Annotated in this window: 25 protein-coding genes; 13 read left to right on the plus strand and 12 right to left on the minus strand. The window is 52.9% G+C overall.

Annotated elements, in window-relative coordinates; genetic code table 11:
* Positions 1 to 53: 53 nt before the first annotated feature.
* From K3T83_RS35935 to K3T83_RS35970, 8 genes are all read left to right on the plus strand, one after another.
* Entirely contained in the window at positions 54 to 812 is a 759-nt protein-coding gene (locus tag K3T83_RS35935; RefSeq protein ID WP_220207722.1) for a class I SAM-dependent methyltransferase, read from the plus strand.
* Positions 813 to 894: 82 nt separating this feature from the next.
* Entirely contained in the window at positions 895 to 1,260 is a 366-nt protein-coding gene (locus tag K3T83_RS56535) for a helix-turn-helix domain-containing protein (RefSeq protein ID WP_268963535.1), read from the plus strand.
* Positions 1,261 to 1,414: 154 nt separating this feature from the next.
* Entirely contained in the window at positions 1,415 to 2,683 is a 1,269-nt protein-coding gene (locus K3T83_RS35945) for an ABC transporter substrate-binding protein (protein WP_220207723.1), read from the plus strand.
* A 15-nt stretch (positions 2,684 to 2,698) separates the two neighbouring features.
* Positions 2,699 to 3,673 carry a carbohydrate ABC transporter permease gene (locus K3T83_RS35950; RefSeq protein WP_220207724.1) on the plus strand — a complete coding sequence of 325 codons (975 nt, stop codon included), beginning with the start codon at positions 2,699 to 2,701 and terminating at the stop codon, positions 3,671 to 3,673.
* Positions 3,670 to 4,509, plus strand: a complete 840-nt coding sequence (locus tag K3T83_RS35955) for a carbohydrate ABC transporter permease (RefSeq protein ID WP_220207725.1) — start codon at positions 3,670 to 3,672, stop codon at positions 4,507 to 4,509. The genes K3T83_RS35950 and K3T83_RS35955 overlap by 4 nt, the downstream gene beginning before the upstream one ends.
* Positions 4,510 to 4,521: 12 nt before the next feature.
* Positions 4,522 to 6,009: a sulfatase gene (locus K3T83_RS35960; protein WP_220207726.1), complete on the plus strand. Its 1,488-nt coding sequence runs from the start codon at positions 4,522 to 4,524 to the stop codon at positions 6,007 to 6,009.
* 40 nt (positions 6,010 to 6,049) lie between these two features.
* Positions 6,050 to 7,282 (plus strand): ROK family transcriptional regulator, encoded by a 1,233-nt coding sequence (locus K3T83_RS35965; protein WP_220207727.1) that lies wholly within the window; start codon positions 6,050 to 6,052, stop codon positions 7,280 to 7,282.
* A gap of 122 nt (positions 7,283 to 7,404) precedes the next feature.
* Complete coding sequence (locus K3T83_RS35970) at positions 7,405 to 7,917, plus strand: putative immunity protein (protein ID WP_220207728.1); 513 nt, start codon at positions 7,405 to 7,407, stop codon at positions 7,915 to 7,917.
* Positions 7,918 to 8,045: 128 nt separating this feature from the next.
* On the opposite strand, the gene K3T83_RS35975 is transcribed toward K3T83_RS35970, so the two are convergent.
* Positions 8,046 to 9,101, minus strand: a complete 1,056-nt coding sequence (locus K3T83_RS35975; RefSeq protein WP_220207729.1) for an aldo/keto reductase — start codon at positions 9,099 to 9,101, stop codon at positions 8,046 to 8,048.
* Positions 9,102 to 9,235: 134 nt separating this feature from the next.
* Positions 9,236 to 10,177, minus strand: coding sequence for an AraC family transcriptional regulator (locus tag K3T83_RS35980; protein WP_220207730.1), 942 nt, complete (start codon positions 10,175 to 10,177; stop codon positions 9,236 to 9,238).
* Positions 10,178 to 10,436: 259 nt separating this feature from the next.
* Here K3T83_RS35980 and K3T83_RS35985 point away from each other — a divergent pair, with 259 nt between their 5' ends.
* Entirely contained in the window at positions 10,437 to 10,811 is a 375-nt protein-coding gene (locus K3T83_RS35985) for a VOC family protein (protein ID WP_220207731.1), read from the plus strand.
* A gap of 134 nt (positions 10,812 to 10,945) precedes the next feature.
* Here the strand turns inward: K3T83_RS35985 and K3T83_RS35990 are convergent, their stop codons facing one another.
* The 5 genes from K3T83_RS35990 to K3T83_RS36010 all read right to left on the minus strand — a co-directional run bounded on the left by K3T83_RS35990 (position 10,946) and on the right by K3T83_RS36010 (position 17,317).
* Entirely contained in the window at positions 10,946 to 12,880 is a 1,935-nt protein-coding gene (locus K3T83_RS35990) for a glycoside hydrolase family 127 protein (protein ID WP_236065061.1), read from the minus strand.
* Positions 12,881 to 12,953: 73 nt separating this feature from the next.
* The gene (locus K3T83_RS35995) at positions 12,954 to 13,838 is read right to left on the minus strand and encodes a carbohydrate ABC transporter permease (RefSeq protein ID WP_220207732.1); all 885 of its coding nucleotides are present in this window, start codon (positions 13,836 to 13,838) and stop codon (positions 12,954 to 12,956) included.
* A 28-nt stretch (positions 13,839 to 13,866) separates the two neighbouring features.
* Entirely contained in the window at positions 13,867 to 14,793 is a 927-nt protein-coding gene (locus K3T83_RS36000; protein ID WP_220207733.1) for a carbohydrate ABC transporter permease, read from the minus strand.
* A 120-nt stretch (positions 14,794 to 14,913) separates the two neighbouring features.
* A complete protein-coding gene (locus K3T83_RS36005; protein ID WP_220207734.1) occupies positions 14,914 to 16,194 on the minus strand; it encodes an ABC transporter substrate-binding protein in 1,281 nt (426 codons plus the stop codon).
* Between the two features lie 67 nt (positions 16,195 to 16,261).
* Entirely contained in the window at positions 16,262 to 17,317 is a 1,056-nt protein-coding gene (locus tag K3T83_RS36010) for a LacI family DNA-binding transcriptional regulator (protein WP_220207735.1), read from the minus strand.
* 389 nt (positions 17,318 to 17,706) lie between these two features.
* On the opposite strand from K3T83_RS36010, the gene K3T83_RS36015 reads away from it, so the two are divergent.
* From K3T83_RS36015 to K3T83_RS36025, 3 genes are all read left to right on the plus strand, one after another.
* Complete coding sequence (locus K3T83_RS36015; RefSeq protein ID WP_220207736.1) at positions 17,707 to 18,270, plus strand: YggT family protein; 564 nt, start codon at positions 17,707 to 17,709, stop codon at positions 18,268 to 18,270.
* A 250-nt stretch (positions 18,271 to 18,520) separates the two neighbouring features.
* A complete protein-coding gene (locus tag K3T83_RS36020) occupies positions 18,521 to 19,480 on the plus strand; it encodes a PP2C family protein-serine/threonine phosphatase (protein ID WP_220207737.1) in 960 nt (319 codons plus the stop codon).
* 236 nt (positions 19,481 to 19,716) lie between these two features.
* A complete protein-coding gene (locus K3T83_RS36025) occupies positions 19,717 to 20,031 on the plus strand; it encodes a putative quinol monooxygenase (RefSeq protein WP_220207738.1) in 315 nt (104 codons plus the stop codon).
* A 37-nt stretch (positions 20,032 to 20,068) separates the two neighbouring features.
* Here K3T83_RS36025 and K3T83_RS36030 read toward each other — a convergent pair whose 3' ends face one another.
* Both K3T83_RS36030 and K3T83_RS36035 read right to left on the minus strand, forming a co-directional pair.
* Positions 20,069 to 20,791, minus strand: coding sequence for a hypothetical protein (locus K3T83_RS36030; protein WP_220207739.1), 723 nt, complete (start codon positions 20,789 to 20,791; stop codon positions 20,069 to 20,071).
* A gap of 219 nt (positions 20,792 to 21,010) precedes the next feature.
* Entirely contained in the window at positions 21,011 to 21,796 is a 786-nt protein-coding gene (locus K3T83_RS36035) for an SDR family oxidoreductase (RefSeq protein ID WP_373324635.1), read from the minus strand.
* Between the two features lie 145 nt (positions 21,797 to 21,941).
* Between K3T83_RS36035 and K3T83_RS36040 the strand changes: the two genes are divergently transcribed.
* Positions 21,942 to 22,850: an RNA polymerase sigma-70 factor gene (locus K3T83_RS36040; RefSeq protein ID WP_220207741.1), complete on the plus strand. Its 909-nt coding sequence runs from the start codon at positions 21,942 to 21,944 to the stop codon at positions 22,848 to 22,850.
* A gap of 204 nt (positions 22,851 to 23,054) precedes the next feature.
* Here K3T83_RS36040 and K3T83_RS36045 read toward each other — a convergent pair whose 3' ends face one another.
* From K3T83_RS36045 to K3T83_RS36055, 3 genes are read right to left on the minus strand one after another with little or no spacing between them, the layout of a single operon-like run.
* Positions 23,055 to 24,152 carry an ABC transporter permease gene (locus K3T83_RS36045; protein WP_220207742.1) on the minus strand — a complete coding sequence of 366 codons (1,098 nt, stop codon included), beginning with the start codon at positions 24,150 to 24,152 and terminating at the stop codon, positions 23,055 to 23,057.
* Between the two features lie 14 nt (positions 24,153 to 24,166).
* Entirely contained in the window at positions 24,167 to 25,180 is a 1,014-nt protein-coding gene (locus K3T83_RS36050; RefSeq protein WP_220207743.1) for an ABC transporter permease, read from the minus strand.
* Complete coding sequence (locus K3T83_RS36055) at positions 25,177 to 26,724, minus strand: sugar ABC transporter ATP-binding protein (RefSeq protein ID WP_220207744.1); 1,548 nt, start codon at positions 26,722 to 26,724, stop codon at positions 25,177 to 25,179. Before K3T83_RS36055 ends, K3T83_RS36050 begins: the two co-directional genes overlap by 4 nt.

Consider the following 26,724-nt stretch of genomic DNA (forward strand, 5'->3'; position numbering starts at 1 on the left):
TAGAGTCCATGACGAACGCAAGCGGACCAGAAGCAAGAAGGCAGGTATTGTCCATGAAGACCTATGACGATATCGCAGAGTGGTATGATCAGTGGATTGGAACGCACTCGATGAGCGAAGATCCTTTCTTTCCGGCAGTAGAAGCGCTCATCGGTGAGGTCAAGGGTACTCATATCTGCGATCTCGCCTGCGGTCAAGGCAGAGTTGCGCGCCATTTGGCCGAACAGGGAGCGCGGGTCGTCGGCATTGACCTCTCAGCAAAGCTGCTTGCAATCGCACGCCACCAAGAAGAGACTAACCCGCGCGGGATTGAATATGTGCAAGCCAACGTCCAGAACCTTGACCACCAGGTGGTGGGTCTCTTCGACGGCGTTGTCTGTTTTATGGCGTTAATGGATATCCCAGAGTTGACACCGACACTCCACAGTGTGGCACGCATTCTTCAGCCTGGCGGATGGTTTGTCTTTGCTCTTCTCCACCCCTGCTTTCATACCTCGCGATCAGGAGAAATAGAAACTCCAGAGGGAGCGGTGCGGACTATTGGCAGGTATTTTGTAGAAGGGTATTGGCGTTCCGATACCCGGCCAGGACCTCCAGGCAAAATTGGCGCCTATCACCGGACGCTCTCAACATACATCAATACGCTCACCGATGCTGGACTCCAACTTGTCCGTCTGAGCGAACTGAGCGGAGTTTCCACCATTGCCGCTTCCCCGTCTCTGTCGCGCGGTATCAGACCGGTATGGCAGGAGGTTCCTTCCATTTTGGTGGCGAGTTGTAGGAAGCCAAAGGAAAGTACTCAGTCAAAATGAGACTCCCATTTTTATCCGACCATTGACCGAAGATGAACAGCACAAGATTCAGGCGGGATTGCGTTCGTCGGATGCCTTCACCTTGCGTCGCTGTCAGATCATGCTCGCTTCTGCTCGTGGAGAACGAGTCCCCAAGATCGCTCTGCAACTCGGCTGCGACGACCAAACCGTTCGCAATGTGATCCATAGCTTCAATGCTACTGGGCTGAGTGTTCTAGAAAAAGGGTCCTCGTGTCCCCATCGATTGCGGGTCACTTTCTCACAAGAAGCAGCCCAGCAAATCAAGCAAGAGGGGAAAGGAGTGCGAAGCCTCCTTTTGTATCTGCCGAAGCAAAGTCCCTGGCTCAATCCCATCGAACCCAAATGGGCCTATGCGAAACGCAATGTTGTTGAGTCCCACGCTCTATTCCTGAAAAGGTCGCGTGACTCTGCAATAAACCCCCGTTGAGGAGATTCCGCGCAAGGGACAACTTGACTCAGGCATCGTTCCTGGCTGATTAATGAGAGGTTGCTTGCTTGTCCTTGACTAATAAATCAAATTGTTTTATATTTGAAAAACAACGATGTTTCTCTCTAGTTATGTCTTGGTAAGGAATGATACCATGAAGAAACGACTCCTGTATGGCGCATTGGTCCCTTTCCTGCTTTCGGTACTGCTGGCAGCTTGTGGCGGCGATAGTGCAAGTGGCAGTAAAGCTCTGGTATTGCGTCAGTTCGATCCACCGGCTGAAATTGGTGGCTTGCAGAAAGCGGTCGAAGCCTGGAATAGCGCTCATGCAGATATTCCGGTGCGCATTGAGACGGTAACGACCGATTCGACAAATCAGTACACGCGTGAGGTCCAGGCGGGCGGAGGACCGGATATCATGCAGTTAGGTTTTGTCTCGACGCGCGATCTGGCAAAATCTCAGTTGCTTACCAATCTGGATTCATTGATCAAAAGCAGTCCTCCTGGCAAAGGCATCGATGATTTTCTCGGCACTGATCTCGCCACCTACAATGGCAGCGTTTATGCAATTCCCTGGACGGTTGACACATTTACGATGGCCTATCAATCGGCTGCGTTCGAGCAGGCTGGGATTACAGCATTTCCCACCACCTGGGACGAGTTTTTTACTGTCGCTCAAAAACTAACAAAAGACGGGCGCTATGGCTTTTGCTTCCCAGCTGCCAGCAGTGCTGACAGCGGTATCTGGTTTTTACTCAACTATTATTTATGGAGCAACGGCAAATCGCTTGTTGAAAAGGGCAGCGATGGCACCTATCAGGTGGGAGCGAGTGCAGAGGATTTAACGCAGGCAATCAATTATTTTAATACCTTCATTCAGAAGGGCATCAATCCCAAATCGACGTTAGGTATTGCCGCCTACTCTGATGCGCAACTGGTTAATCAGGTTGCTCAAGGGAGTTGCGCCATCGGCTTTTTTCCACCTCAAACCTTCCGTCAGGCGCAAAAGCAGTCTGGTGGCAAACTGCAAACTGCACCAGTGCCAGGTGGAACAAAAACACGTATTTCACATCTTGGTGGGCGCGTCCTGGGCATCAATCCGCATACAAAATACCCGAAAGAAGCCTGGCAGTTTCTAAATTATCTGCTCAGTGCGCAGACCTTCAAGACCTACGATCAGTATCCCGCCCAGAAATCATTGTTTGACGAGTTGAAGTTTGACAAAGCGGAGCAGGGCTATGTTGAGGCGCTGCCAAAGGCGATTACCTTCAATAACTACATCTCTTCTCCGGTCAAGGTGAGTAGTTTGCAGGCGATGTCCTGTCTCCAGTTTGGTGCTGCTGCCTCTGGTCAGAAGACCGTTCAGCGGGCGGGGGCAGATCTCCTGGCATCGTTAAAGCAAGCACTGGCAGATGCAAAATAGAGAGGAGGATCGAGGATGCTCCAACAATCAGAAACGCTTCTGACAAAGGACATCAAACGCAGTAAGCGCAAGCCAGAGAGAAGAGAACGGCGCTGGCTGAGGGGGCTGACTCCCTACCTTCTTCTGCTGCCTGCCATCCTGTTCTTATTCCTGTTTTTCTTTGCACCGGCGCTCTTCAACTTCTTGCTGAGCTTTCAGCGTGTCAGCTTTTTCGATGTAGCAAAAGGAGGTGCCTGGATCGGGCTGGGCAACTTCGTCAGTATCCTGCAAGATCCGCAGACACTTTTATCCTTGCGCAACACCGTTTTCTATCTGACCATTGGCACGGTGCTCCTGCGACTCATTCTCGGACTATTATTGGCCTTACTCGTGAACTCGTCAGCGCTCAAGCGCTGGCGACTCACTGGCATTATGCGCACCTGCTTTATTCTACCCTGGGCCATTCCACCAGTTGTCGCAATTGCTGCCTGGAAATGGTTGCTTGACCCACAATTTGGCGTCATCAATCAACTACTACTCAGTGTCGGGTTAGTCAAAGAGGGCATCCCTTTTCTTGTGCAGACCACAACGGTCTGGTATGGTGTGATCGCGATTGTCGTCTGGCGCGAGTTGCCGTTTGTGATTATTTCTGTCCTGGCAGGCTTGCAGGCTATTCCAGGTGAGATCATCGAGGCCGCACGAGTCGATGGAGCCACGCGCCTGCATATCTTTCGTTTCATCACCCTGCCGCTATTGTCACCCGTTTTGCTAACTGTTGGCTGGCTCACCACCATCTGGACTTACAACAATTTCGTGTTTGTCTGGCTCACCACACGAGGCGGCCCTGGAAATTTCACGCAAGTTCTGGGTACGCAATTGTACAACACAGCCTTTATTGATTATGACTTTGGCAAAGGTGCCGCCGTTGGCGTCCTGATGACGCTTGTGATGGTGATCTTTTCAACGCTTTACTACACATTTATCTTTAAAGGAAGGGTTGGACAGACATGAGGCTTTCGCTCTCCCTGCGTTTTATCACTGATCTCCTGGTTGTGGCTTTCTGCCTGATTGTGGCGATCATTATGATCTTTCCCTTTCTCTGGGTTGTGATCACTTCTATCCGGCCAGATTCGGAGATGTTTGCCAGTACATTCCAGCTTATTCCGAAGCTTGTAACGTTCGCGAACTATCAGGCGCTCTTCGCCTCAAGCTTTGCGTCTTATATCGTGAACAGCATCATTGTGTGTTGTTGCGCAACGCTGCTTTCCTGCACAGTCGCGTTACTGGCCGCTTATAGCTTCTCGCGTAAACGCTTTCGTGGGCGTGGCGTGCTGTTGCTCTCCATCTCATTTTCGCAACTTTTCCCGTTCGTTATCCTGATTACACCAATTTACGCGATTTTCTATTCGTTAGGGCTGGTCAACAATTTCTTAGGCTTAATCATTGCCTATATTGCAATTACTTTGCCCTTCTCCATTTATATGCTTTATGGCTATCTGGATGCTGTACCATATGAATTGGATGAAGCAGCAATTGTTGATGGCTGCTCAACGCTGGGCGTGATTTTTCGCGTGATTGTTCCCGTCGCAGGACCGGGCATTGCGGCAACGGCTGTCTATATGTTTATCTCAACATGGGAAGAGTTTCTATTCGCGCAAACACTGATGACGAACGGAGCTAACTGGACTGTCCCGGTTGGACTCGCCAGTTTTATCGGCGAGTATACGTCGCAGTGGGGAACTATGATGGCGGCTTCAGTCGTTTCGACGATCCCAACGCTCATCTTATTCTTTTTCATTCAGCGTCGGCTGGTATCAAATCTGACGGTAGGAGCCGTCAAAGGTTAGAAAGAGAAAACTGTGAATATCATACTTGTATTGATTGATAGCCTCAATCGTCATCATCTAGCTGCCTATGGGTCTGACGCGGCTGCTACGCCCAATTTCAGCGCTTTTGCGCAACGTGCCTGGCGGATGGACAATCATTTTGTTGGGAGCCTGCCCTGTATGCCAGCCCGCCGCGAGATTTTTTCTGGTCGCCAGGAGTTCATGTGGCGTCCCTGGGGGCCGCTGGAGCCATTTGATCAACGTCTCCCCCAACTGGTCGGGCAGCAGGGATATACAACGGCTATTGTGACCGACCATTACCACTATTGGGAGGAAGCGGCCAATGGGTATGTGCAATCTTTCAGTAGCACAGATTTTATCAGAGGGCACGAACTGGACAACTGGAAGCCCCTTTTAGCCGGTGATGAGGCTCTGCCACCCTGGATCGAGCAAGTCGAGCACTGGCGACCCGGACAGGGCAAGCGCTATTATGCAAACGTCAGAGATTTTCAAACAGAGGAAGATTTTTTCCCGGCAAAGGTGATGCGTGGGGCGTCATCATGGCTGTATGAACATGCCGGGCGTGAGCCGTTCTTTTTACAGGTTGAGTCGTTTGATGTCCATGAGCCATTCCACTCTCCCGAACCCTATGCATCTCTTTACGGCAATGGCGGCGACCGTGACCGCTTTACCCTCTGGCCCCCCTATCAGGATACCGATCAGTTGGCGCGTTTTATGGCGCATACTTCGCCGGAAGAACTGGCGTTTATCCGTTCTCAATATCTGGGTAAGTTGACGATGGTAGATAACTGGTTTGGTACGCTGTTGCAGACGTTCGATCAGCTCGATTTGTGGAAGGATACGATGGTTGTTGTGACCACCGATCACGGACATGATCTTGGCGAGCGAGGCAAATTTGGCAAGCAATATCCCCACTTTGATAGCCATGCGAACATTCCCCTGCTGATCTGGCACCCGCAGTATCCTGGCAACGGGCGCTCGCTTTCCGCATTGACCACGACCAGCGATCTTTTTGCAACAGTGCTGGATGCTGTCGGTGCAGTAGCGGGAACAGAGCATACGCCTTCCCGCAGCCTCCTTCCCCTGCTGGCCGGGACAAAAGAGACGGTGCGTGAAGCCCTCCTCTACGGGACATTTGGTCAGGGCATCTGTGTAACAGATGGAGAGTGGACACTTTTCAAATCGTCTGAGCAGAATGGACCGCTGTACTACTACTCATCTATGATTATGCCTGGAGTGGCGCGACAGACCGTTTCTGGTATAGAATATGGTTACTTTCTGCCTGATGTGGATTTGCCGCAATGGAGAGTGCCGACAAAGATCAAACCGTTAAGTCAGGAGAATTTCCTTTTCCAGCGGCAAGAGGATCAAAATCAAGCGCATAATCTCTGGTCAAGAGAGCCTGGACAGCAGAAACGGATGCTTGATCTTCTTCATACATTACTGGAACAAGCGGCAACACCTGCCGAACAATATACTCGCCTGGGGCTTGTCCACTAACAGGCGACAACAGATACACGCAATTGAGAGTATAGGGGTAATGCAAAGCGGAACAAATCTAACATCAGTGCGCGACTACAATGAGCTGGTCATCCTTGAGGCGATCCGTCGTAAAGATGCACTGAGTCGGGTGGAAATAGCTCAACAAACGGGCCTGACGGCGCAAACAATCTCAAATGTCGTCAAACGCTTACTCAATCAGGGCATGATACGAGAAGATGGGAAATGTGCGACCGGTCGTGGAAAACATCGTGTCCAACTCATGATCCGGCCCGATGCCGGATATGCTATCGGCGTGCAAATTGAGCGTTACGAGACGACGGCAGTGATTGTCGATTTGCTAGGTCGGCCTGTGGCGCGGCATCAGCAGCCCACGAAGCAGTCTGAGGGAGCCGATGCAGTTATTCAAGTAGTCGTGACAATGATTGACCATCTCATGCAACAAATTGGCATTGCACGTGAGAGGATCGTTGGTATTGGCGTTGCTTGCCCCGGTCCCCTGGATCATCTTCAGGGGATCGTTCACAATTCATTAGGGCTGGTTGGATGGCAGAATGTACCACTAAAAGCGATATTAGAGGAGAAAACAGGTCTACCAGTTGTGGTTGATCGCGATGCCACCGCCGCAGCTATTGGAGAACATTGGGCCAGAAGAGACGAAGATATACGCAATTTTGCTTTTTTCTACGTGGGCGGGGGGATTGGAACTGGCCTCTTTCTTGAGAAGCGCATCTTTCGTGGCTCAACAACTATGGCTGGTGCCGTTGGACATATGACGCTTGACCCGAATGGACCACTATGCAGTTGTGGCAATCGGGGCTGTGTTGGGTATACAAGTGATCCGCACGGGGTTCTTCATACGCTCCAGGAACACTTACGGCAGGGGGCGACCAGCAACTTGACGCTCTCAGACCTGACGGGACGAGAGGATCTTGCTTTCGAGAAGGTCTGCGATGCCGCAGTGCAGGGAGATGCTCTGGCCCTGGAAGAGTTGCGATCTTCCGCTCGCTGGCAAGGATATGCGATTCTCAACCTGATTAATTTATTGGATGTCGAACTGGTCGTCATTGGAGGGCCAGCCCTGGATAATGCTATTGGTGATCTCTACATCGAAGAGGTTAGGCATGTTTTGCAAGAGCGCTTATTGGGCAACAATCAGCGAACAGTGCGTGTCGAGCGTACGGTCGTGGGTGCTGATGTTGGTTCCATTGGTGCTGCCTCTCTGGTACTCCATACGACCTATACCCCCCAACTAAAAGCATTGAATTACTAAGAGTCTGTTTGAAAGTCAAATACATTTTGTTAGATGCTTCAGACTTACGATAAACCGATAATTCACGAGCGAATATTTGTTGATTGGAAACAATTTTTTGATAATTTGAAAGGGGTGTAGCCGTGATCCTCCCGAAAGACCGCGACCCTCGCTTCATCACCATCCGCCGAGGAGGGACGCTCACAGACTCCGACCATCAGTTGCTCGTCCTGTGGGCCGCAACATGTGCGGAACACGTTCTGCACCTGTTCGAGTCGGTGCAACCTTCAGACCTGCGGCCTCGCCTGGCGATCTCGCAGGCTCGGGCATGGGCGCGAGGCGAGATCAGGATGTCTCAGTCCCGTGCGGCGGGTGGTCATGCTATGGCTGCGGCAAGAGAGTTGAGCGGAGCCGCTCGGCACGCAGCATATGCTGCTGGCCAGGCGGCAGTGGCGGCGCATGTCGCCGCACACGAACTGGGTGCGGCAGCATATGCGATTAAAGCTGTACGTGCTGCCGCGCCGAAAGGAGAGGGCGAGAGCGCAGGGAGGCTTGAGTGCCGATGGCAGCGCGACCAGCTTCCTGATGCGATCCGCGAGTTGGTCCTGGATGATCAGCGGTTGCGAAACGACATCTGCTGGTCAGTGTTCGACTGAAAATGAGGTTTTCCTGCTGGGTGGTGAATCCGTTCATGAAGGTCTGTTGCTACGGGTGGACCCCAACATCCTCTGTGCCCAGAGTCACATTTCCCCTTCAATTGCCGGATGCGCCAATTATCGCTCGATTACGACCGCTTGAGAGCGTTTCTGGCTTCATTGGTCAATGCATCGCGCACAGGAGCATCATAAATGGTGGCATTGAACCAGTTGGGATAGATCGCTTTCGGCTCCGTCAGTCGGTCCAGCGTTGCCAGTTCGTCGGCACTCAGAGACAAAGATGTTGCGCCCAGATTGTCCTCTAGCTGGCCGATTTTACTGGCTCCCACCAGGATAGAGGTAATGAATGGGCGAGAGAGCAGCCAGGCAAGCGCGACCTGTGCAGGCGAGGCGTGATGCCTGGTGCCGATGGCGCGTAACTGCTCGACAACATCGTAGCCGCGCTCGCGGTCGAACGGGATGATGTCAAAGCCTGTCAATCTGCCGCCATTGCCACCGGGATTCTCTCGTGTGTACTTCCCACTGAGGAAGCCACCAGCGAGGGGACTCCAGATCATGACGCCAATACCCGCATCCTGAACAAATGGGACCATCTCATGTTCAAGGTCGCGCCCCACCAGCGAATAATACATCTCGGCAGCGCGAAATTGCGCCCAATTGTGTGCGCGCTGCAAGCCGACCGCTTTAGTCGCTAACCACGTGGGCCAGTTTGAAAAGCCGATATAGCGTACCATGCCCTGTTTGACGATGGTATCGAGCGTCTCAAGCGTTTCCTCAATTGGCGTGTAGGGATCGAGACGATGGACGAGATACACATCAATATAATCGGTGTTCAAGCGCTTGAGGCTTGCCTGCACAGAAGCGATGATATGCTGGCGTGAAAGCCCTTGATCGATCAGCGCCTCGCTCATACGGTTGCCAACCTTCGTGGCAATGACAACATCCTGCCGCCGCTTGCCAAGCGCTTTTCCTAACATCATCTCTGATTGCCCATTAGCATAGGCGTCGGCAGTATTGAAGAAATTCACACCTGCATCGAGCGCGCGTGCGACGAGTTCGGTTGCGCCAGATTGATCCACCTTGTAGACCGAGCCGAGCGCACCTTCGCCAGAACCAAAGGTCATGCAGCCAAAGGCGCTTCTCGAAACGACAAGACCGGTATTGCCTAATCGTGTATATTGCATTGAATATCCTCTTCTCTTGTTATTTGCTCTCACAACGCTCTTTCGAGAGCGGGGAGGGTCTACTTCTATGATATCGGAGCAGAGAGAGTATGTTCTATTGTATTCGTGCGCATGCTGTCGAAAACGTGCGCTGATCAACGTTCCTGGCGATAGGCGTGCGGCGTTGTTCCCAGACGACGTTTGAATGCCTGGGTGAAGTGGCTCTGATTGGGAATGCCTACTCGCAATGCGACATCGGCAAGCGGCAGGTCGGTCTCTTTGAGGAGACGTTTGGCGGCTGTGAGGCGCTGGCGTAGCACAAATTGATGAGGACTTTCTCCCGTCGTCTCTCGAAAGAGGCGCGCGAAATGATAGGGGCTGAATCCGATCTGCCGGGCAAGCATTTCTAATGAGAGGCTCTGATCAAGGTGAGCATGAATAAAGGTGGTTAAGCGCTGCAACTGGCGCGAGGAGAGCTTGTAGCTATATTCGCGGATGCGCGGGTTGGTTGTCGTATAGTGGCGCAAGAGATGGGCCGCGAGCATCTGAGCGGCTGTTGCTGCATAGAGCTGGCTCAGGTCAGCAGCCGGATGTTGTAGTTCTTGTTGCAGACTCAGACCAATATGTGTCAACAGCGGATCTTGCAATCCGCTTCGTTCCACAATCATCATGCGTGCAGGATCACGATCCGTGACCTGTTGTGCCGTCTGTGCGAAGAGATCCGCATTCAGGTGCAGATGAAGCGTCTTGAGTGGCTCATCAGAGAGGCATTTCCAGCGCAGGGCATATGGCTCTCCGCCAGCAGGTGTCAGATACCAATCGCCAGCGTGGATGTCGTAGGTGATCCAGGGACCGCCGATTTTTCGTTCGCTGGCCTCCACATGTCCGCTCGTGACCAGGACAAGATAGATATCGGGGCCGCCCGGAAAGAGTGTTTCCTCTAATATCGCTGGCTCATGATAAGCCCGCACCATCACGCTTTCCCAGCCAATCACCTCCCTGCTGGAAAGGACGGGGGTGGTGGGAAGGTAGCGTTCAAAGTCGGGTGTTGTCACGGAATGAGGGATAATTATTTCTTTGATAGCCCAGATCTCCAATGTAGATGCATAGCTCTATGATAGAAACAATTGTACACGGAACTTGTCCAATAGCGCAAGATTGAAGAAGTTTTTTCATGCTGTTGATTGTAGGCTATGGGTGTGACGCACTCGCACGATGCTTTCTAGTGCCTGTTGGGAACTTTTGGTAACCTATGGGATATGGAAAGAAAACCCTATCGCAGTGATGGAAGTCGTTTTGTCCTTGTCATGGCATATTGATCGAGAAGTTTACATCAGACTCAAGGAGGGATGGACTATGCCTTTGAAAATAGGAACGATCATGCTTTATGTGAGTGATGTGGCGAGGTCGAAAGAATTCTATACCCGTGTGCTCAATGCAAAAGTGCTGCCCGACTTTGCTAGCGAAGGATTCGCTCTGCTCCAGCTTCCCGATAGTCCACCTCTGGCTCTCTTTGCAGTGTCGGGAGGGTTGCCACCGGGAGTATCAGCAACGCCAGGCGGTTTTGAACTGGATCTAGAGGTGGAGGATTTAGAGGCGACATACAAGGATTGGGAGGAAAAGAAGGTTGAACTGATTACTGAGATCTTCGGGCAAGGTGGGGTGCGACTCTTTTATGGGAAAGATCCTGATGGACATCTGCTGGCTGTATATCATCAGGATCGGGCCTGAGTAGCTCAAGAGCCTACTAGGACCACTCAAAAGAAATAGAAGCTGAACAAGCAATCCCCCTTTTCGGCGCGAATGAGCCGTTGCTTCCTTATTAGAGGAGGCAACGGCTTGTTGTTGAGAACAAAATCTATTGCTTAACGGTTTACATATCCAGAACGTATCCAGACGCGCATCTCGCCCGGCTCGCGATTGTCCCAGGCATAGTAGGGAATGGCGGTAAGAGGTTGGACGGTCTGCTCCGGTGGTGTGGTGCGATAGAGCGTCCCATCCCAATCTGCTGTGCTGAGCGCAGAAGCCTCGCCCTGAAGCACGACGCTGCCACCGAATAGCTCAGGCTCGAATGTGCTGGTAAAGCTGGCGTTGGCTGCTATGCTTAACTCGTGAAGTGGCACAGGATTATCAGCGCCCTCGATGCAGTAAACGAGCGGCCCACGCTGCAAAGCAACACATCCTGCATCCTCTTTGACCGCTGGATGCGCGTAAACCTGCTCCACCGGCATATCTAAGTGCAGCACAACTTCATCGCCTGCCTGCCACTGTCTGACGATATGCGCATAGCCCTTGACCACAAGATCTGCAAGATCAACTTCTTCGCCATTGACAGAGATCCGCGCCGCCTTACACCAGCCGGGAATGCGCAGGTTTAGCCCAAATTCGGTTGGCTCGGCTGGATCAAGCGTGATGCGAATATCGCCATCCCAGGGGTAGCGTGTCTCCTGTCGCACCTTGAGCGGCTGCCCGGCGATGGTGCAGCTGGTCTCTCCCTGAATATAGAGATGGACCAGCAGATCGGTATCGTTGACGCCATAGATATACTGACCCAGCGATGCGAAAAGGCGCGCAATATTGGGCGGGCAGCAGGCACAGTTATACCAGCCGCGCCGATGGTGCGTCCCTTTACTCTCCAGCGGATTGACATAGAAGAATGAAGTTCCATCTTGCGAGATGCCGCTCAGAACGCCGTTGTAGAGCGAGCGTTCGAGCAGATCGGCATAGCGGCCATCCGCATCGAGTTGCAGCAGGCGATGGTTCCAGAGCACCAGCCCGATTGCCGCGCATGTTTCGGCATAGGCTTGCAGGTTAGGCAGGTCGTAATCGCTGGTGAAGCCCTCGTTATCTTTAGAGGAGCCGATGCCGCCCGTAACGTAGAGTCGGGTGCTGACCAGATCTTGCCAGAGGCGCTCGCACGTTTCGCGCAAGCTGGGATCGGATAGCTCACGTGCCAGATCTGCCACCGCGCTCAAGAGATACATGTCGCGGACCGAGTGCCCGACGACCTTCAGTTGTTCGCGGATTGGCTGATGCGACTGGTTATACTCGTAGCTTCTGGCCCAGAAGTTTGTGGGATCTTCGCCACGTGCCTTCGCCTCAGCATCGAAATAGTGGGGCTGCTGGCCGCGCTCCTCGATAAAATAGTGGCTCAATCGTAAGTAGCGCTCTTCACCGGTCGCGTGATAGAGCTTGATCAGCGCCAGCTCGATCTCTTCGTGTCCATCGTAGCCGCGCCGCTTGCCCTCTTCACGCCCGAAAATGCTGTCAATGTAATCAGCGTAGCGACAGACCGGATCGAGCAGCGTGCGCTTCCCGGTAGACTGGAAATGGGCCACTGCCGCTTCAATGAGATGACCGGCGCAATATAGCTCGTGCAGATCGCGGAGGTTGGTCAGACGTCTCTCCGGCTCAACCTCGGTGAACCAGAGGTTGAGGTAGCCATCGGGCTGTTGCAGCGACGTAATAAAGGCAATTGCAGCATCTACCATCTCCTCAAGTTTTGGGTCGGGATGGGTTGCCAGACTGAAGCTCGCCGCCTCCAACCATTTCGTGATATCCGATTCCCAGAACACATAGGGGATCGGTTGCATCCCCTTGTGCCAGCCGCGTTGATCCGCATCAAAGTAGCCTGCTTTCTTCATCTGCTCGTACATGATGGGAAGCGTCTGCTCGCGCACAGCCTGAATACGCGGTCCCCAGAACGTATCGTCGATTGTGACCGCAGTATGGAGGATGGGCGACGACGTGCGCGGTAACTCGGATGCTCCCTGGGATGGGGAAGAAGTGAACAGGGCCATGAAAAATCCTTTCGTGATAGCACTTGTATACAATAGTGATGCTCTTCGATATGGAGGGCATCGGGTGATAGTCTCAAGCTTTGACGGCACCAGCTGCCAGCCCATTGACGTAATAGCGTTGGAGCAGCAGGAACAGGATCAGGCATGGGAACATCGTCACGACGACGCCTGCCTGGACCGCACCGAGATTGACCGATCCAAACTGGCCGCTTGTGGCATTGAGCAGCAGGATCGGCAGTGTAAATTTACTGCTGTCGGTCATAAAAATCAGTGCCGCCAGGAACTCGTTCCACGAATTCAAAAAGGCAAACAAGCCTACAGTAATAATACCCGGCAACACAATGGTCAGCATCACGCGATAGAGGACGCTCCATTCGGAGCAACCATCGATCAGTGCGGCCTCTTCAATCTCTCTGGGCACGCCCTCGAAGACGTTGCGCATCACAAAGATGCCGAAGGGGATCTGAAAGGTAATATAGACCAGCGTCAGGCCCAGCAGCGTATTTTGTAGATGGAAGATGCGTAATACCAGATAAAGCGGCGTGAGAATAGATTGAAAAGGGATCATCAGCGTAATGAGAATCAGCACGAACAGAATATTTTTACCGGGAAACTGGAAGCGCGCAAAACCATAGCCGCCCAGTGTGCTCAAAAGAATCGTGCCAGCAACGGTGCCAAGCGCGACCACAGCGCTGTTCGTGATATAGGTTGTCAGCCCATTACCCGAGTTCTCCAACGCCTGAAAATTACTCCATGTGATATGCGTTGGCAGCAGGTTCAGCGGATTTGCCAGCGCGTCCGGTAACGGCTTGAAGGCCGTAACGGTGGACCAGAGCAGCGGCGCGAGAAAGAGCAGCGCCAGCACGATACAGACGACATAATAGAGCGTATTGATGACAAGCGTGATCGATTTCTGGCCCGATGGTCTCGATCTGGCTAACGGATAGGTCTGTTCCATTGCCTATTTTTCTCTCTTTCTGTCATCGCTACTCGGTTGGCGAGCCGCGTAAAATGAACAACTGAGCCAGGCTAATCACCAGCAGCACGACTAGCAAGACGATAGCCTGTGATGCAGCGTAGCCAAGCTTGAAGTAGATGAAAGCGACCTGGTAAATGCGCTGGACAATCGTGACCGTCTGATTTTCAGGGCCGCCGTGCGTCATGATGTAAAACTGATCGAACGCCAGATACGATCCCGTCACTACTAGCACGAGCGTCAGGGCAAATGTACGGCGCAACAAGGGGATGGTGATCCGCAGTAAACGCATCCAGTAATTGGCTCCATCGACGCGGGCAGCTTCATAGAGTTCAGTGGGGATTGCCTGGATACCCATCAGGAAGAGCAACATTGCAAAGCCGCTCGTCTTCCAGATAATCATAATTACAACCGCCAGCAGCCCCAAATTCGCCGTGTTAAACCAGAGTATCGGAGTATGGATCAGTCCCAGGCGCAACAACAAAGCATTGATAGCACCTGATTGGTCGTTGTAGAGCCAGACCCACAGGTAGCTGGCAGACCCCAAACCAATCACAACCGGCAGGAAGAAGACCGTGCGGAAGATGCCAACGCCCCAGCGCGTCTGTTGCATTAAGAGCGCGAGCAGAAAGCCGAGCAGACAGATGAGTGGACAGGCGATCAGTGTATATTTGGTAGTAAAGCCGAAGCTGGCTAAGAAGACGGGATCTTGTTTCAGATTGGCATAGTTTTCAAAGCCGATAAAGTGTGCCTCGCCAAAGATGTTCCAGTTATTGAGCGACATCCAGCCCGTGAACACAAGCGGAATGATAAAGAAGCAGCAAACAAAGAGGACGCAGGGTAGGACGAAAAGGAAGCCTGCGATCTGCCGTCGTCGATTGCGCGGTGAGGTCGCGGTGGAAGCTGTTTTTGTTCTGGTCATGGCAACTGATGCCATAAGATGTACTCCTCTCACAATAGGTGGCGAGACAACCTGCAACCTGCAAGGAAAACAGCTCACTTGCAGGTTGCAGACGCTCACCGGAAGCTGCCTATGAGTAGCAGCATTGATCCGCCTTTAACTGGCCGAAAGGATCTGAGTAAATTGCGCCTGTCCAGTCGCAATTGCCTCGTCAACCTTGCCGTCAAAGACTGCTTTCTGGATCATTGCCACCCAGGGGCCGTTATTGTCGTTGATTAGCTCGTTTTCTTTAACCGAATAGACGGTTTTACCGATCACAAGCTGCTGTGAGACGATGGAGTAGCGCGGGTCCAGCTTGCTATATTTGTTGGCCGCCAGATCGGTGCGAACCGGGATACTACCATTTTTAGCAAACTGATCAACCTGCACGTCGGAACCGAGGCACCAGGAGATGAAATCGAATGCCTCTTTCGCATGAGCGGAGCCTTTAGGGATACCAATCACATCGCCACCCGCGAAGGAGGAGTTGCCACCATCCTTGCCAGGGAGCGGAGCCACGCCGAAATCGAGGTTGGGATAGGTACTCTTCAGAGAGCCAATGGCAAAGGCACCGGTTCCCTGAATGCCGATCTTGCCGGTGGTGAAGGTGTTCAGGAAGTTGGTGCCATCGTCAGATTTGGCCCCTGCTGGCATATCGCCAGCAGCCCACATGCGATGATAGAACTCAAGCGCATCCTTGACCTGAGGGCTGGAAGCGATCGTGGCTTTGGTACCATCCTGGTTGAGGATATCGCCGCCGCTGGCCCAGAAGTAGGGGGCGAAGGTGAAGATGTTGCAGCCACCGCAGCCGCCGGAGAAATAGAAGCCGTAGGTGTCTTTGCCCAGAGCGCGGATCTTGGCCGCATCCTGTTCAATCTCGGCCCAGGTTTTGGGCGGAGTGTCAGGGTTCAGCCCGGCCTTTTTGAAGAGTGCCTTATTGTAGATCAGGACAGAACTCTCCGCGCTGAAGGGCAGTGCATAGATTTTTCCATCATAAGTGGACAAGCGGACGTGCGATGGACTGAGATCCTTGAAGAATGAGAGCGCTTTGGCCTGATCGGTAATGTCGGTCATCTGTCCTGCTGCATCGAAGTTGGGCATATAGACGAGATCGATGGCAATCACATCAGGGGCCGTACCACCAGAGACCGCGCTACCAAATTTGGCGACAAATTGGTTGTTAGGTACTATCGTCAGGTTGACCTTATTTTTATGAGAAGCATTGTACGCGGCCACAACTGGCTTGACAAACCCTTCATCGGCGGAGCGTACCCAGAAAGAAATAGTGGTTGGTCCTGAGGTCGTCTGTGAGCCAGAATCACCACAGGCGTAGAGGAATATCGGCATGGTTCCTAGCACGAGCAGCATAAGTGCTCGTAGAGATCGGTGTATCGTCATCAGTGACAGTCCTTTCGTACCGAAATCGCGTAACAAGCAATAAGATGAGAGCAGAACGCCGGAACCGTTACCTCCTTTCAGCTTCGTTAGCTATACTCGATTCGCGCACAATCAAGCTACAGGGCAGGCGAACTACTCCAGAGCGGACCTCGCCTGCAATGAGCGCCTGGAGGCTCTCTCCAGCATATCGCCCAATCTGAGCAAAATTCATATCGATCGTCGTCAATGTTGGACGAGAGGCACAGGCAATAGGTTCCCAATTATCATAGCCGACCACCGCGACATCTTCTGGTACACGAATACCACGCTCGCGTAAGGCATCGCAGGCTCCACGTGCGAGTTGATCGCTGCCGCAGAAGATCGCGTCAATAGATGAGTCCTGATCGAAAAGATATCTGGCGGCGGTATACCCCCAGCTTTCTTGCCAGGGACCACTGAGTGCCTGATGCTCAGATAGGCGCAGATCGTGTTCTGCAAGTACCTGGCGCATAGATTGTTCGCGCAGGCGTACCGCTTCAAAATAGCTGGGACCAGTAATGTGAGCGAAGCGACGCCGCCCGGTTTGGATTAGATGTTCAATGGCGAGCCGCGTCCCCTGGATCTCGTCGGGCAAAATGCAGAGGGCGTTGGCATCAGCCACCTGTGTAAAGGCATAGACGACCGGCACCGGCGTTCGCCCAACATTGATTGGCTGGCGCACATCTTCGCGCCGGGCCGTGACAATGATGCCATCGACGCCGCGTGAGAGCAGAAGATCGATGTGCTGCTGCTCTCGCTCCTGATCTCTTGAGGTACAAAGCACTGCTGAGATCGGGATGGAGCCAAACGAGTCTTCTATGCTGGTTAAAAGGGGTAGACTGAACCGCCCGTAAATATCGGTTGTCAGAACGCCGATCAAAAGGCCCGAACTGCTGGCTTCCTCCTGCTTCAGTTCGCGAAAACGGAACCCCAGGCGTTTGGCTTCGGTGCGTACACGTTCGCGAGTTTCCGCACTCAATTTCCCGCGCCCGTTCAGCGCTTTAGACGCTGTGCCAAGAGTGACTCCAGCGGCGGTGGCAACGTCATTGAGCGTCACGCCGCGCGATGATGGAACTGGCTCTATGCCATCGGAGGGTTGTGCCATCTGTTTGTGTTTGACCTTCTTTTCGTTTCATTCGGTTCGCATCTGAACAAAGGAAAACTTTCCTTTATCTCCGCACTAAATACTGTCTGACAATCCGAAAAACTGCTTGCTTTTCTCATTCACAAGCACTATTTGTCCTGACAGACGAATAATAACTGAAGAATGCCGCCACTGTCAAGGGGAGAAAGGGAAATATTTCCTTGAGAGAAAGAAAATTTCTTCAACTTCGTTTGTGGCTCTGTGCGAAGGGGATGGTGAGACGGCGCGTTTCGTAACCTTTCCAGCTCTTATGGCAGGCTTTTCCTGAAGTCCTTATTTACCGCAATGTGAGACTTTTTCACTGTTTATTCGTTGAGGAAAAAAAGACTTGTTTGAGGAGGAACTCAACAGTGAGTTATCAACCCTTCCCACCGGATTCAGGCATGCCTAACTATTCACAAGCTCAACAGACCCCTCGTATGGCGGGATATCCGCAAGCTCAACAGGACCCTCGTATGACGGGATATCCTCAGCAGTTTGATCCGCGCATGCAGGGCTATGCACAGCAGCCAGCCCAGGCAATCGCCGATGGCTATGTCGATGTCGTGAAAGACGACAACCAGGGCCGCATCAATAGTCTCTACTGGTGCATCAATGTCATCAAATTTCTGTTCGGCCTACTGGAAGTTATTTTAGGTTTACGTTTTATCCTCCGATTGCTGGCCGCGAACTCATATAGTTCTTTCGTCGCAATACTGTACGGTGTGAGCTATCCATTTGTCGCGCTCTTTCAAGGTATTTTCAGAGATCCGAGCTTCAGCAATGGCAGTGTTATCGAGGCAACAACGCTGATCGCCATGATCGTTTACGCTCTGGTTGCCTGGGGTGCTATTGTGTTCGCCAAGATCGTGCTGGCTCCGAGCCTCTCGGGCAGCCGGCGTATCACCACGACTCGCAACAACCATTACTCTTGAAGCACTACTTGATGTTCTCTCACCCTGACGTATTTGTCGGATGCACTATAATTATCGCGGTGGCAACGTCGTTGAGCGTCATGCCGCGCGATGATGGGACTGGCTCTATGCCGTCAGAGGATTGTGCCATCAGAGAGAAAGAAGAATTCTTTAAAGAGATTTTTGATTGTTGCAAACTTGTCTCGTTGACGAAAAAGGCGTATATTGGTCGAGGGAGATCTCGCTTCCAGAAAAGAGGGACAAGCTCATTATGCCTGATAACAGAGATGAAAAGCGAGAAATCGGCCCCGATGGGCAAGAGGATAGCCCCGATTCGTCGATACCATCGACCTCTCTGACCTATACAGTGGGAGCGGGTTCTGATATTGGCAAAAAACGATGGTCAAACGAAGATAGCCTTTTTGCTGTGAGTAGAAGTGGGAATACTCCTCTCGCAGCTTCGTCGTATGGCCTGTTTGTCGTTGCTGACGGATTGGGAGGATATAATGATGGACAGGAGGCGAGTCGCGGCGCAATTCAAGCAATAGTAGATTTTCTTTGGCCGAAGATCAAGCAAGGCAGCACGCTTCAACCGGAAGCCTACGCTGCCTTGCTAGCTGAAGCCGTACAAAAGGCCAATGAAGCTGTCAATCAGCAAAACATTGACCTGGAGAGCAGGATAGGGGTACATAGGATGGAGGACGATGGAGGTCTATGCACAACTCTTGTCGCTGCAATGCTGGTTGGTTCAATGGCCTATATTGCCAATGTCGGCGATTGTCGCGCCTATTTCTATCGAGTAAAGGCCGGACTGGAGAAGATCACCACCGATCATTTGTTGATTCCTTGCTTAGTTGAAGAAGGAGTCATCAAGCCTGATGACCGGTATACTCCCGCACATCATTATGTACTTGGGCGTGCCCTGGGTTCTCAAGAGCCAGTAGAGGTTGATCTGTTTACCGTGCAATTACTTCCTGGCGATACCTTATTGCTTTGTTCGGGTGGCCTGTGGAGGGTGGTACGTGATTTTAGGATTGCATATGTTCTCCGTCATATCCTTCCCGATCCCTCTCAGGCCGCTAAGTCGTTGATCCGATCCGCACTGGATGCTGGCGGCAGGGATAATGTCAGCGCAATTGTGGTTTCGGTGCTGGAGGCACAAGACCAGACGCCTGTGCCCGATGTGCAGTTCTTCGCCATGCCTCATAGCCTCCACATACCACAAGCCTGACAGACGGAGAACGCGCTGGCTTCATTTGCTACACCTCATTATCGCAGAGAGGGCTATATCGACCAGATATGGTCATATATGTAGAGTGGCAGGCAAATGCTGATCAAATAGGGGCAATTTCCCCCTGTTTTTCGCATAAACTACAAAGTGTTAGACAAATACAGTCACCCCGTATCGGATGGCGAAGACCGAAAGGTTCTCGATCGATGCGGGGCAATCTTTGGAGGAATGTCATTATGCCTGTCACATATCTCATTAAGTTCCAGGTCGTACCCGAACGGCGTGAACAGTTTCTTGAACTGCTCAATGGAGTACTTGACGCTATGCGCAGCGAGCCCATGTTCCATGAGGCAATTCTGCATAGTGATCCAACCTCGGATAACCGCTTCATGCTCTATGAAACATGGGAGAGTCACGAGGATGTAATAAATGCCCAACTGCAACGCCCTTATCGTCATGCCTGGCATGAGGCACTACCCACTCTCCTTGAGCAAGAACGCGACATTACGATCTGGGAACCTCTACGAGCCGATCACAGGCAGGATGTATGATGGTTTGTTGATCCATTCCCAACAGTTTCCGGCGAACTTACTCGGCTCCGGTTGAGTGCAACTGGGAGCTTACCTTATCAGATGAGGCTTGCTCTCGCCGTTCTGACCAGAGCGCATAACCCAGCCAGATTAGAGCCAATGCTACTGGTATCGCTGCCAATCGTTGGATCTGGTGCGGGAGCAGCGCGGCGGCGGGGGTCAGCGCGGACGCGACGGCAAGCAGACCAGCCGCCCAGCGCGGCAGGATGCTGGCGCGGAACGTTGCGATGCCAAACAGAAGGCCACCGAGCATATACGAGATTCCTACGAGTGTATAGAGCGTCGGAAGGATTCCGAGGTTCACTTCGCTCGCGTGCCCGGTGGCGAGCCCCAGGAAGCCATCCACAAACTTCGGTGCCGTCGTCGCCAACAGTGGTACGATAAAGGTTTCGGCAAAGACAAAGGCCGTCTGGAGCGCCCAGCTAAGGCTCAATAGGAGAAAGCCAGCCAGACCCAGCCAGCCGGCCTCTTTCACCTGCCTGGCATAGATTCCTGTCCAACTCAGCAGGAAGAGGAGACACATAACTGTCTTCAAGGGGGTGATGATGCCCCATGCACTGGTAGTGACTGATGCGAGCACGTCAGGTGGATGAATAGGTTGAATGCCCGCAAAAATGATCCCTGCTATTATAGCTGATAAACCGGTCCAACGGATGAGATTCGAGGCTGTTATCTTCATGTTGCGCTCCTTCATCGCGGAGGTCTCGTGATTGGTATTCATCTATTTATTTCCTTCAATTGTTACGATCTTTTTGGCAGATGCATTTAGAAGAAGCTCCACGCCGTTGTATGCAGGTGTGCTTTTCTTCTGATCAGAGGATATCCATGAAGGTGGTGAGAAGGCATCACCACCTCTGGTGATTGAGGTGGTGATTAGCTTATCGGGAGGCTGTGAGAGAGAAAAAGCTCTCAGTAATAACTACATAAGAATAATTTCTGGTTAGCCCAAACGGTCAGCGAGGAAATCTTCCCAGGTTCGGGTACCGTCTGCGTGATCGGGAGTCAGGTTGGCACCGGCTCGATGTGCGCGGGCAGCCTGTCCCGGTTGCCAGACAGGTATAATCAGCCGATGCTGGTGATTGGCGCGCAGGTAGGAGCTCAGCAACTCAACCATTGTATATATTCTCGGCCCCCCAAGATCAGACACCAGGCCAGCAGGTCCACCTGACGTGAGTTGTGCGAGTCGCGCTGCCACGTCGTCGGCATCGACGGGTTGGTAGCGGAAACCTGCGAAAGCTGGCACGATGGGCAGTTTTGCCATCATCTGTGCAACCGTAAAAAGCAGGTCGTGAAACTGGGTGGCACGCAGAATCGTCCAGGGCAGGCCGGATTCGATGATAATGCGCTCTGAAGCCAGCTTGGACGCGAAGTAGCCGAACATGGCGCGGTCAATGCCACTTTTGACCGGAACCCGGTCAGCCCCGACGACTGAAATGTACACTATATGCCGCACACCAGTCCCCAACGCTGCCCGAACCAGATTTCGGGTCTTCTCTTCGTCACCCTTACTGCTGCCTGCGCAGTGTACTATGATCTCGACTCCCTGTACCGCAGTTGCGACACCCTCGCCCGTAGCCAGATCACCACTTACAAACTCGATCCCGTTTCCGGCCTCGTGCTTGCTCCTGCTGAGTATGCGTATGCTGTTGCCTGCGGCCTGTAGTCGGGGGACGAGATGGCGACCGAGCGTACCTGTGCCGCCTGTTACGAGAATATGTTGCATGATTATTACCTCTCTGATTTCTCTGTATTTTGAACGCCTCTCAGAGGCTCGTACAGGAGACGAGAGGGCGTGGGCAAAACGTGACACCCTTTGTTCTTTGGAATGAGAAGGGCTTATAATATGCGGAGAGAAGGAGAAATTGCGAGCGATGGACAAATCTATGAACCAGGGAGAAGCGTTTGAACACTACCGCGTGCTGCTCTTCTCCATTGCCTATCGGATGACCGGGAGCGCGAGTGATGCGGAGGATCTTGTGCAAGAGACTTATCTGCGCTATCAGGCGAGTGCCGACCAGGAGATAGTTTCCTTGAAGGCGTATCTCAGCACGATTATTACCCGTCTGTCGCTGGATTATCTGAAATCGGCTCGTGTCGTCCGCGAACAGTATGTTGGAGTCTGGTTGCCCGAACCGATCCTCACATCACATGACGACAATATTTTAGAGGCCGAGGCCGAGGCCTCTCTTGAGCTGCAAGAAGCGCTTTCGCTGGCCTTTTTACGTCTGCTAGAGTCCCTCAGCCCGCCAGAACGCGCCGTTTTTCTCCTGCATGAAGTCTTTCATTACCCCTTTCCCGAAATCGGGACAATGCTGGAGAAAAGCACTGCCAACTGCCGGCAGATCTTTCATCGAGCAAAACAGGCTTTGCAGGACGGGCGCACACGTTTTGAACCGGAGCCGCAGCGCCAGCGCCAGCTTGTACTCGGCTTTCTTTCCGCGAGTCAGGCCGGGAACATGGAGGCTCTTACCAGCCTTCTCGCCCAGGATACCGTTTCCTGGTCAGATAGTGGTGGCAAAACGCAGTCGAACCTCAAGCCTATCTACGGTCAGCAAGCAGTGGCGCGCTTCTGGTTGAATGTGACTCGCAAAACTCCACGACCTCTCACCGCTACGTTGGCCGATATCAATGGCAGCCCTGCCATCCTGTACTGGGACGAAGACCAGCTGGCTGTGGTTATCAGCATGACCGTGAGCAATGCAGGCATTCAGGAGATCTATGCTCTGTTGAACTCCGAGAAGCTAGCATACCTGCAAAAACAGCTCTCGCATATGTTGTAATTGCGCAATAATTGGTGTATCTGGCAAATGTTCCGGGGAGAGAGAGGATTTTCCCCACCCGTAGCGACAAGGGGCGGTGTGAAGGGGCTGTGGGGGCCTTGCGCTTGTCGCTACGGGTGGGGAAAATCCTCTCTCTCCCAGGCGCATTATTGGTGCATCTCGATGTTTGCGCGATAAATCGCTCCACTACGACAGGCTTGCATGTTACGTGCTTTGCCTTGCTCGTTGTTTGAGCAGGCGGCTTTGCAGGAGAACTACGACGAGCAAGAAGATACCGCGTATGACATCCTGCCAGAACGAATTGAGATAGAGACCTCCACCATGATCTAGCGTATAGTTATTCTCTAGTTGAAGAATCTCAACGATAGTCCCCAATAAGAGCGCTCCCACCAGCGAGCCAAAGACTGAGCCAACACCGCCCGTTAACAATGTGCCACCCACAACCACCGCCGCAATTGCAATCAACTCCCATCCATTGCCTTCTGTGGCTGAGCCGCCGTTGAGATTGATAGCAAGCAGCACCCCGACGAGTCCTGCCAGCGCGCCGCTGAGTGTGTAGACCAGGAACAGCGTGCGTTTGACGGGCAGGCCCATCAAACGTGCGGCTTCAGGATTGCCACCAATTGCCAGTACATAGCGACCAAAGCGAGTATAACGCAGGACGAAGCCACCAATGAGAAATGCGACCAGCAGGAGCGGAATGGTAAAGGGCAGCGGTGGATTGAGAATACCATCGCCCACAGTCGTTCCCCCCATAGTAATGAAATCGCTCTTCTGGTCGAGATTGATGCTCGCCGCATCGTTGATCAATCTCAAGGCTATACCTCGGACGATATAGAGCGTTGCCAGCGTCGTAATAAATGGCGGGATGCGCATCCAGGCCACGATAAAGCCATTCACTATACCTACCAATGTCCCCACCACAACGGCCAGGAAGAGCGCATAGAAGAAGCCGTGCGAGCTATTGAGCGCCGCCACTACGCTGGCGATTGCCGCGATGCCGCCAACGGAGAGATCGATGCCGCCGGTCATAATCACAAACGTCATCCCCAGTGCAATCAGGCCAAATTGTGCATTGAAATTCAATACGCTATAAATAGTGATGGTATTGAAATTGTCATAGCGAATGAAGCTGAAGACCACAACGATAATCAGCGCGACCAGCGCGCCCTGTTGCTGCGCAAAATCTCTCACCTGTTGACCAATGTGTGGCAGTCGCGCCTTGAGCTGATCCGCGCGTGTACTTGATACTGTGGACTCTGCCGGAGTCGTGGTGTCTGGTTGTGGTGAAACCTTCGACATACATCGTCCTCCAATTAATCTGCTTTGCGCTGATGCTGGAGGAAGACCGCCAGCACAATGAGTAGACCGATGATGACACTGGCAATATCGTCAGGTATATTGAGCGAGACCACCGTTTGACGGATAAGCTGAATGAAGATTGCGCCAATCGCGGTGCCGAGAACGGTGGCGCGCCCACCAGTGAGCGGCGTTCCGCCAACCGCAACAGCCGCAATTGCATCAAGCTCTTTGCCCAGACCATCTGTGACCGGGTTTGCCGCGGAATCGAAGGCGATGAATGCCAGTCCAGCAATCCCGGCCAGCAAGCCGCTAATAGTATAGACGATGATCAAAACTTTGTTCACCGGCACACCAGCCAGGCGGGCCGCCGATTGATTCCCGCCTGCTGCCAGCAAATAGCGGCTAAAAGCGGTCGCACGCATCAGCCAGGCAAAAAATGCGACGATGACGGCCATCAAGATCACCTGTCGCGGCAAGAAGCCCAGCACGTTGCCGCTCAACCAGCTCACGATCGGAGCGCTAAGAAACGCGAACTGGAAGCCATTGACCGTCACTTCCGCAATACCACGTACCGTAATCAGGCTGATCAGCGTAGCAACAATCGGTTGCACGTTGAAGCGTGTGACCAGCACGCCGTTGATGACACCGATCAGCGTGGCAACGACCAGGGCGATGGGGATCGCGACGGCGGTGCCAAGCACGATATTGTGAATGCCAAGCAGTTTGCCACTAAAGATCAGGTAAGTGAGAATGCCCGTCAGACCCATAATCGAGCCAACCGAAATATCGATGCCGCCGGTGGCGATGACCAGCGTCATACCAACGCCGAGGATCAGGGTCGGGGTCACATGCACCAGCAGATCGGTAATGGCGATGACCGAATTAAATTGCCTGGTGAAGATGAGGTCGAAGAGAATAAGGACAACAAGCGCTATCAGCGCCCCGTAATCTTGCCCGATCGTGCGCAAATTTTGTGGCACAATGCCGCGCGCCTTCAATGCAGTCAAACCCTGCTCTAATCGAATCATGAATCTTCTCCCGAACCGGCCTCGCTATGTTCGCCATGAGCCATAGCGGTTAAGATAGCATCCTGGCTCAGACCAGCGCGTGCAAGTTCCGCTACCGTTGCGCCATCGCGCAAAACGACCACATGGTCGCTGCCCTCGATGATCTCTTCAAGCTCAGAAGAGATGAGCAGCACGCCCATACCCTCTTCCGCCAGTTCCTCGATGAGTTTTTGAATCTCGCTTTTCGCACCCACATCGATGCCGCGCGTCGGCTCATCGAGCAGCAGCAAGCGCGGATTGAGACAGAGCCAGCGAGCCAGCAAGACCTTCTGCTGATTGCCGCCCGACAACTCGCGAATCTTTTGCTCTGGTCCCGCCGTTTTGATCCCTAACCGTTGGATGAAACGATCAACGATAGCCTCCTGTTGCTTGCGATCAACGATGCCGGAGCGCGTCAGTGTGGGCAGAGCGGCCAGCGTGAGGTTTTCGCGTACGGAGAGATCGGGAATAATGCCATCAATCTTGCGATCCTCCGAACAGAAGCCGATGCCGGACCGAATCGCATCCTCCGGTTTGTGGAAATGAGTCTCTTTGCCTTTGATGGTAATGGTGCCCGCATCGATACTATCGGCACCGAAGACGGCGCGGGCCACCTCGCTGCGTCCAGAGCCGAGCAGTCCGGCCAACCCAACGATCTCCCCAGCATGCACTTTGACGTTCGCGTTTTGCAGCTTGCGACCGGCACGCAGGCCCACCGCATCGAGTAGCACCTCTTCCCCGGCGTGGTGACGATTGGCATCGAAGCTGGTCTGACCACTCTTTTGTACGCTGCCTAAATCTTTGCCCAGCATCTTTGCCACCAACTCTAGCTTAGAGATGGTGTTGATGGGCCGCTCATCGACCGTGACGCCATCGCGCAAGATCGTAATGCCGTCGCAGATAACGTATAACTCGTCGAGGCGGTGGCTGACGAAGATCGTCGCAACACCCTCCGCTTTCAACTGGCGAATGATGGTGAACAGAGTAGCAACCTCATCTTCGTTGAGCGAGGAGGTCGGCTCGTCCATGATGACCAGCTTGCTCTTAAAAGAGATGGCGCGGGCAATCGCCACCATTTGTTGTGTAGCGATGTTGTAGGTGTTGAGCGGTCTGGTTACGTCGAGCGAGAGATGCAGTCGCTCAAGCAATGTGTTGGCTTCGGCGTTCATTTTGCGCCAGTCGAGCAGACCCCAGCGAAAGATCTCGCGCCCCAAAAAAATATTCTCGGTAACGCTGCGAAATGGAACGAGATTAATCTCTTGATAAATGGTGCTGATCCCTTCGCGCTGGGCCTGCTGTGGCGATTGGATCGCGCTGGGCTGTCCATCGAAGAGAATGGTGCCTTCATCACAGCGATACACTCCCGTCAGCACTTTGATGAGGGTGGATTTGCCCGCGCCGTTCTCGCCGATGAGCGCGTGAACTTCGCCGCGCTCCACATGGATCGAGGCATCGGAGAGCGCGACGGAGCCGGTGAAGCGTTTGGTGATGTGTTCCATTTGCAGCAGCATGTTGTTTTCTTGCAT

This window comes from Reticulibacter mediterranei (assembly GCF_016587455.1).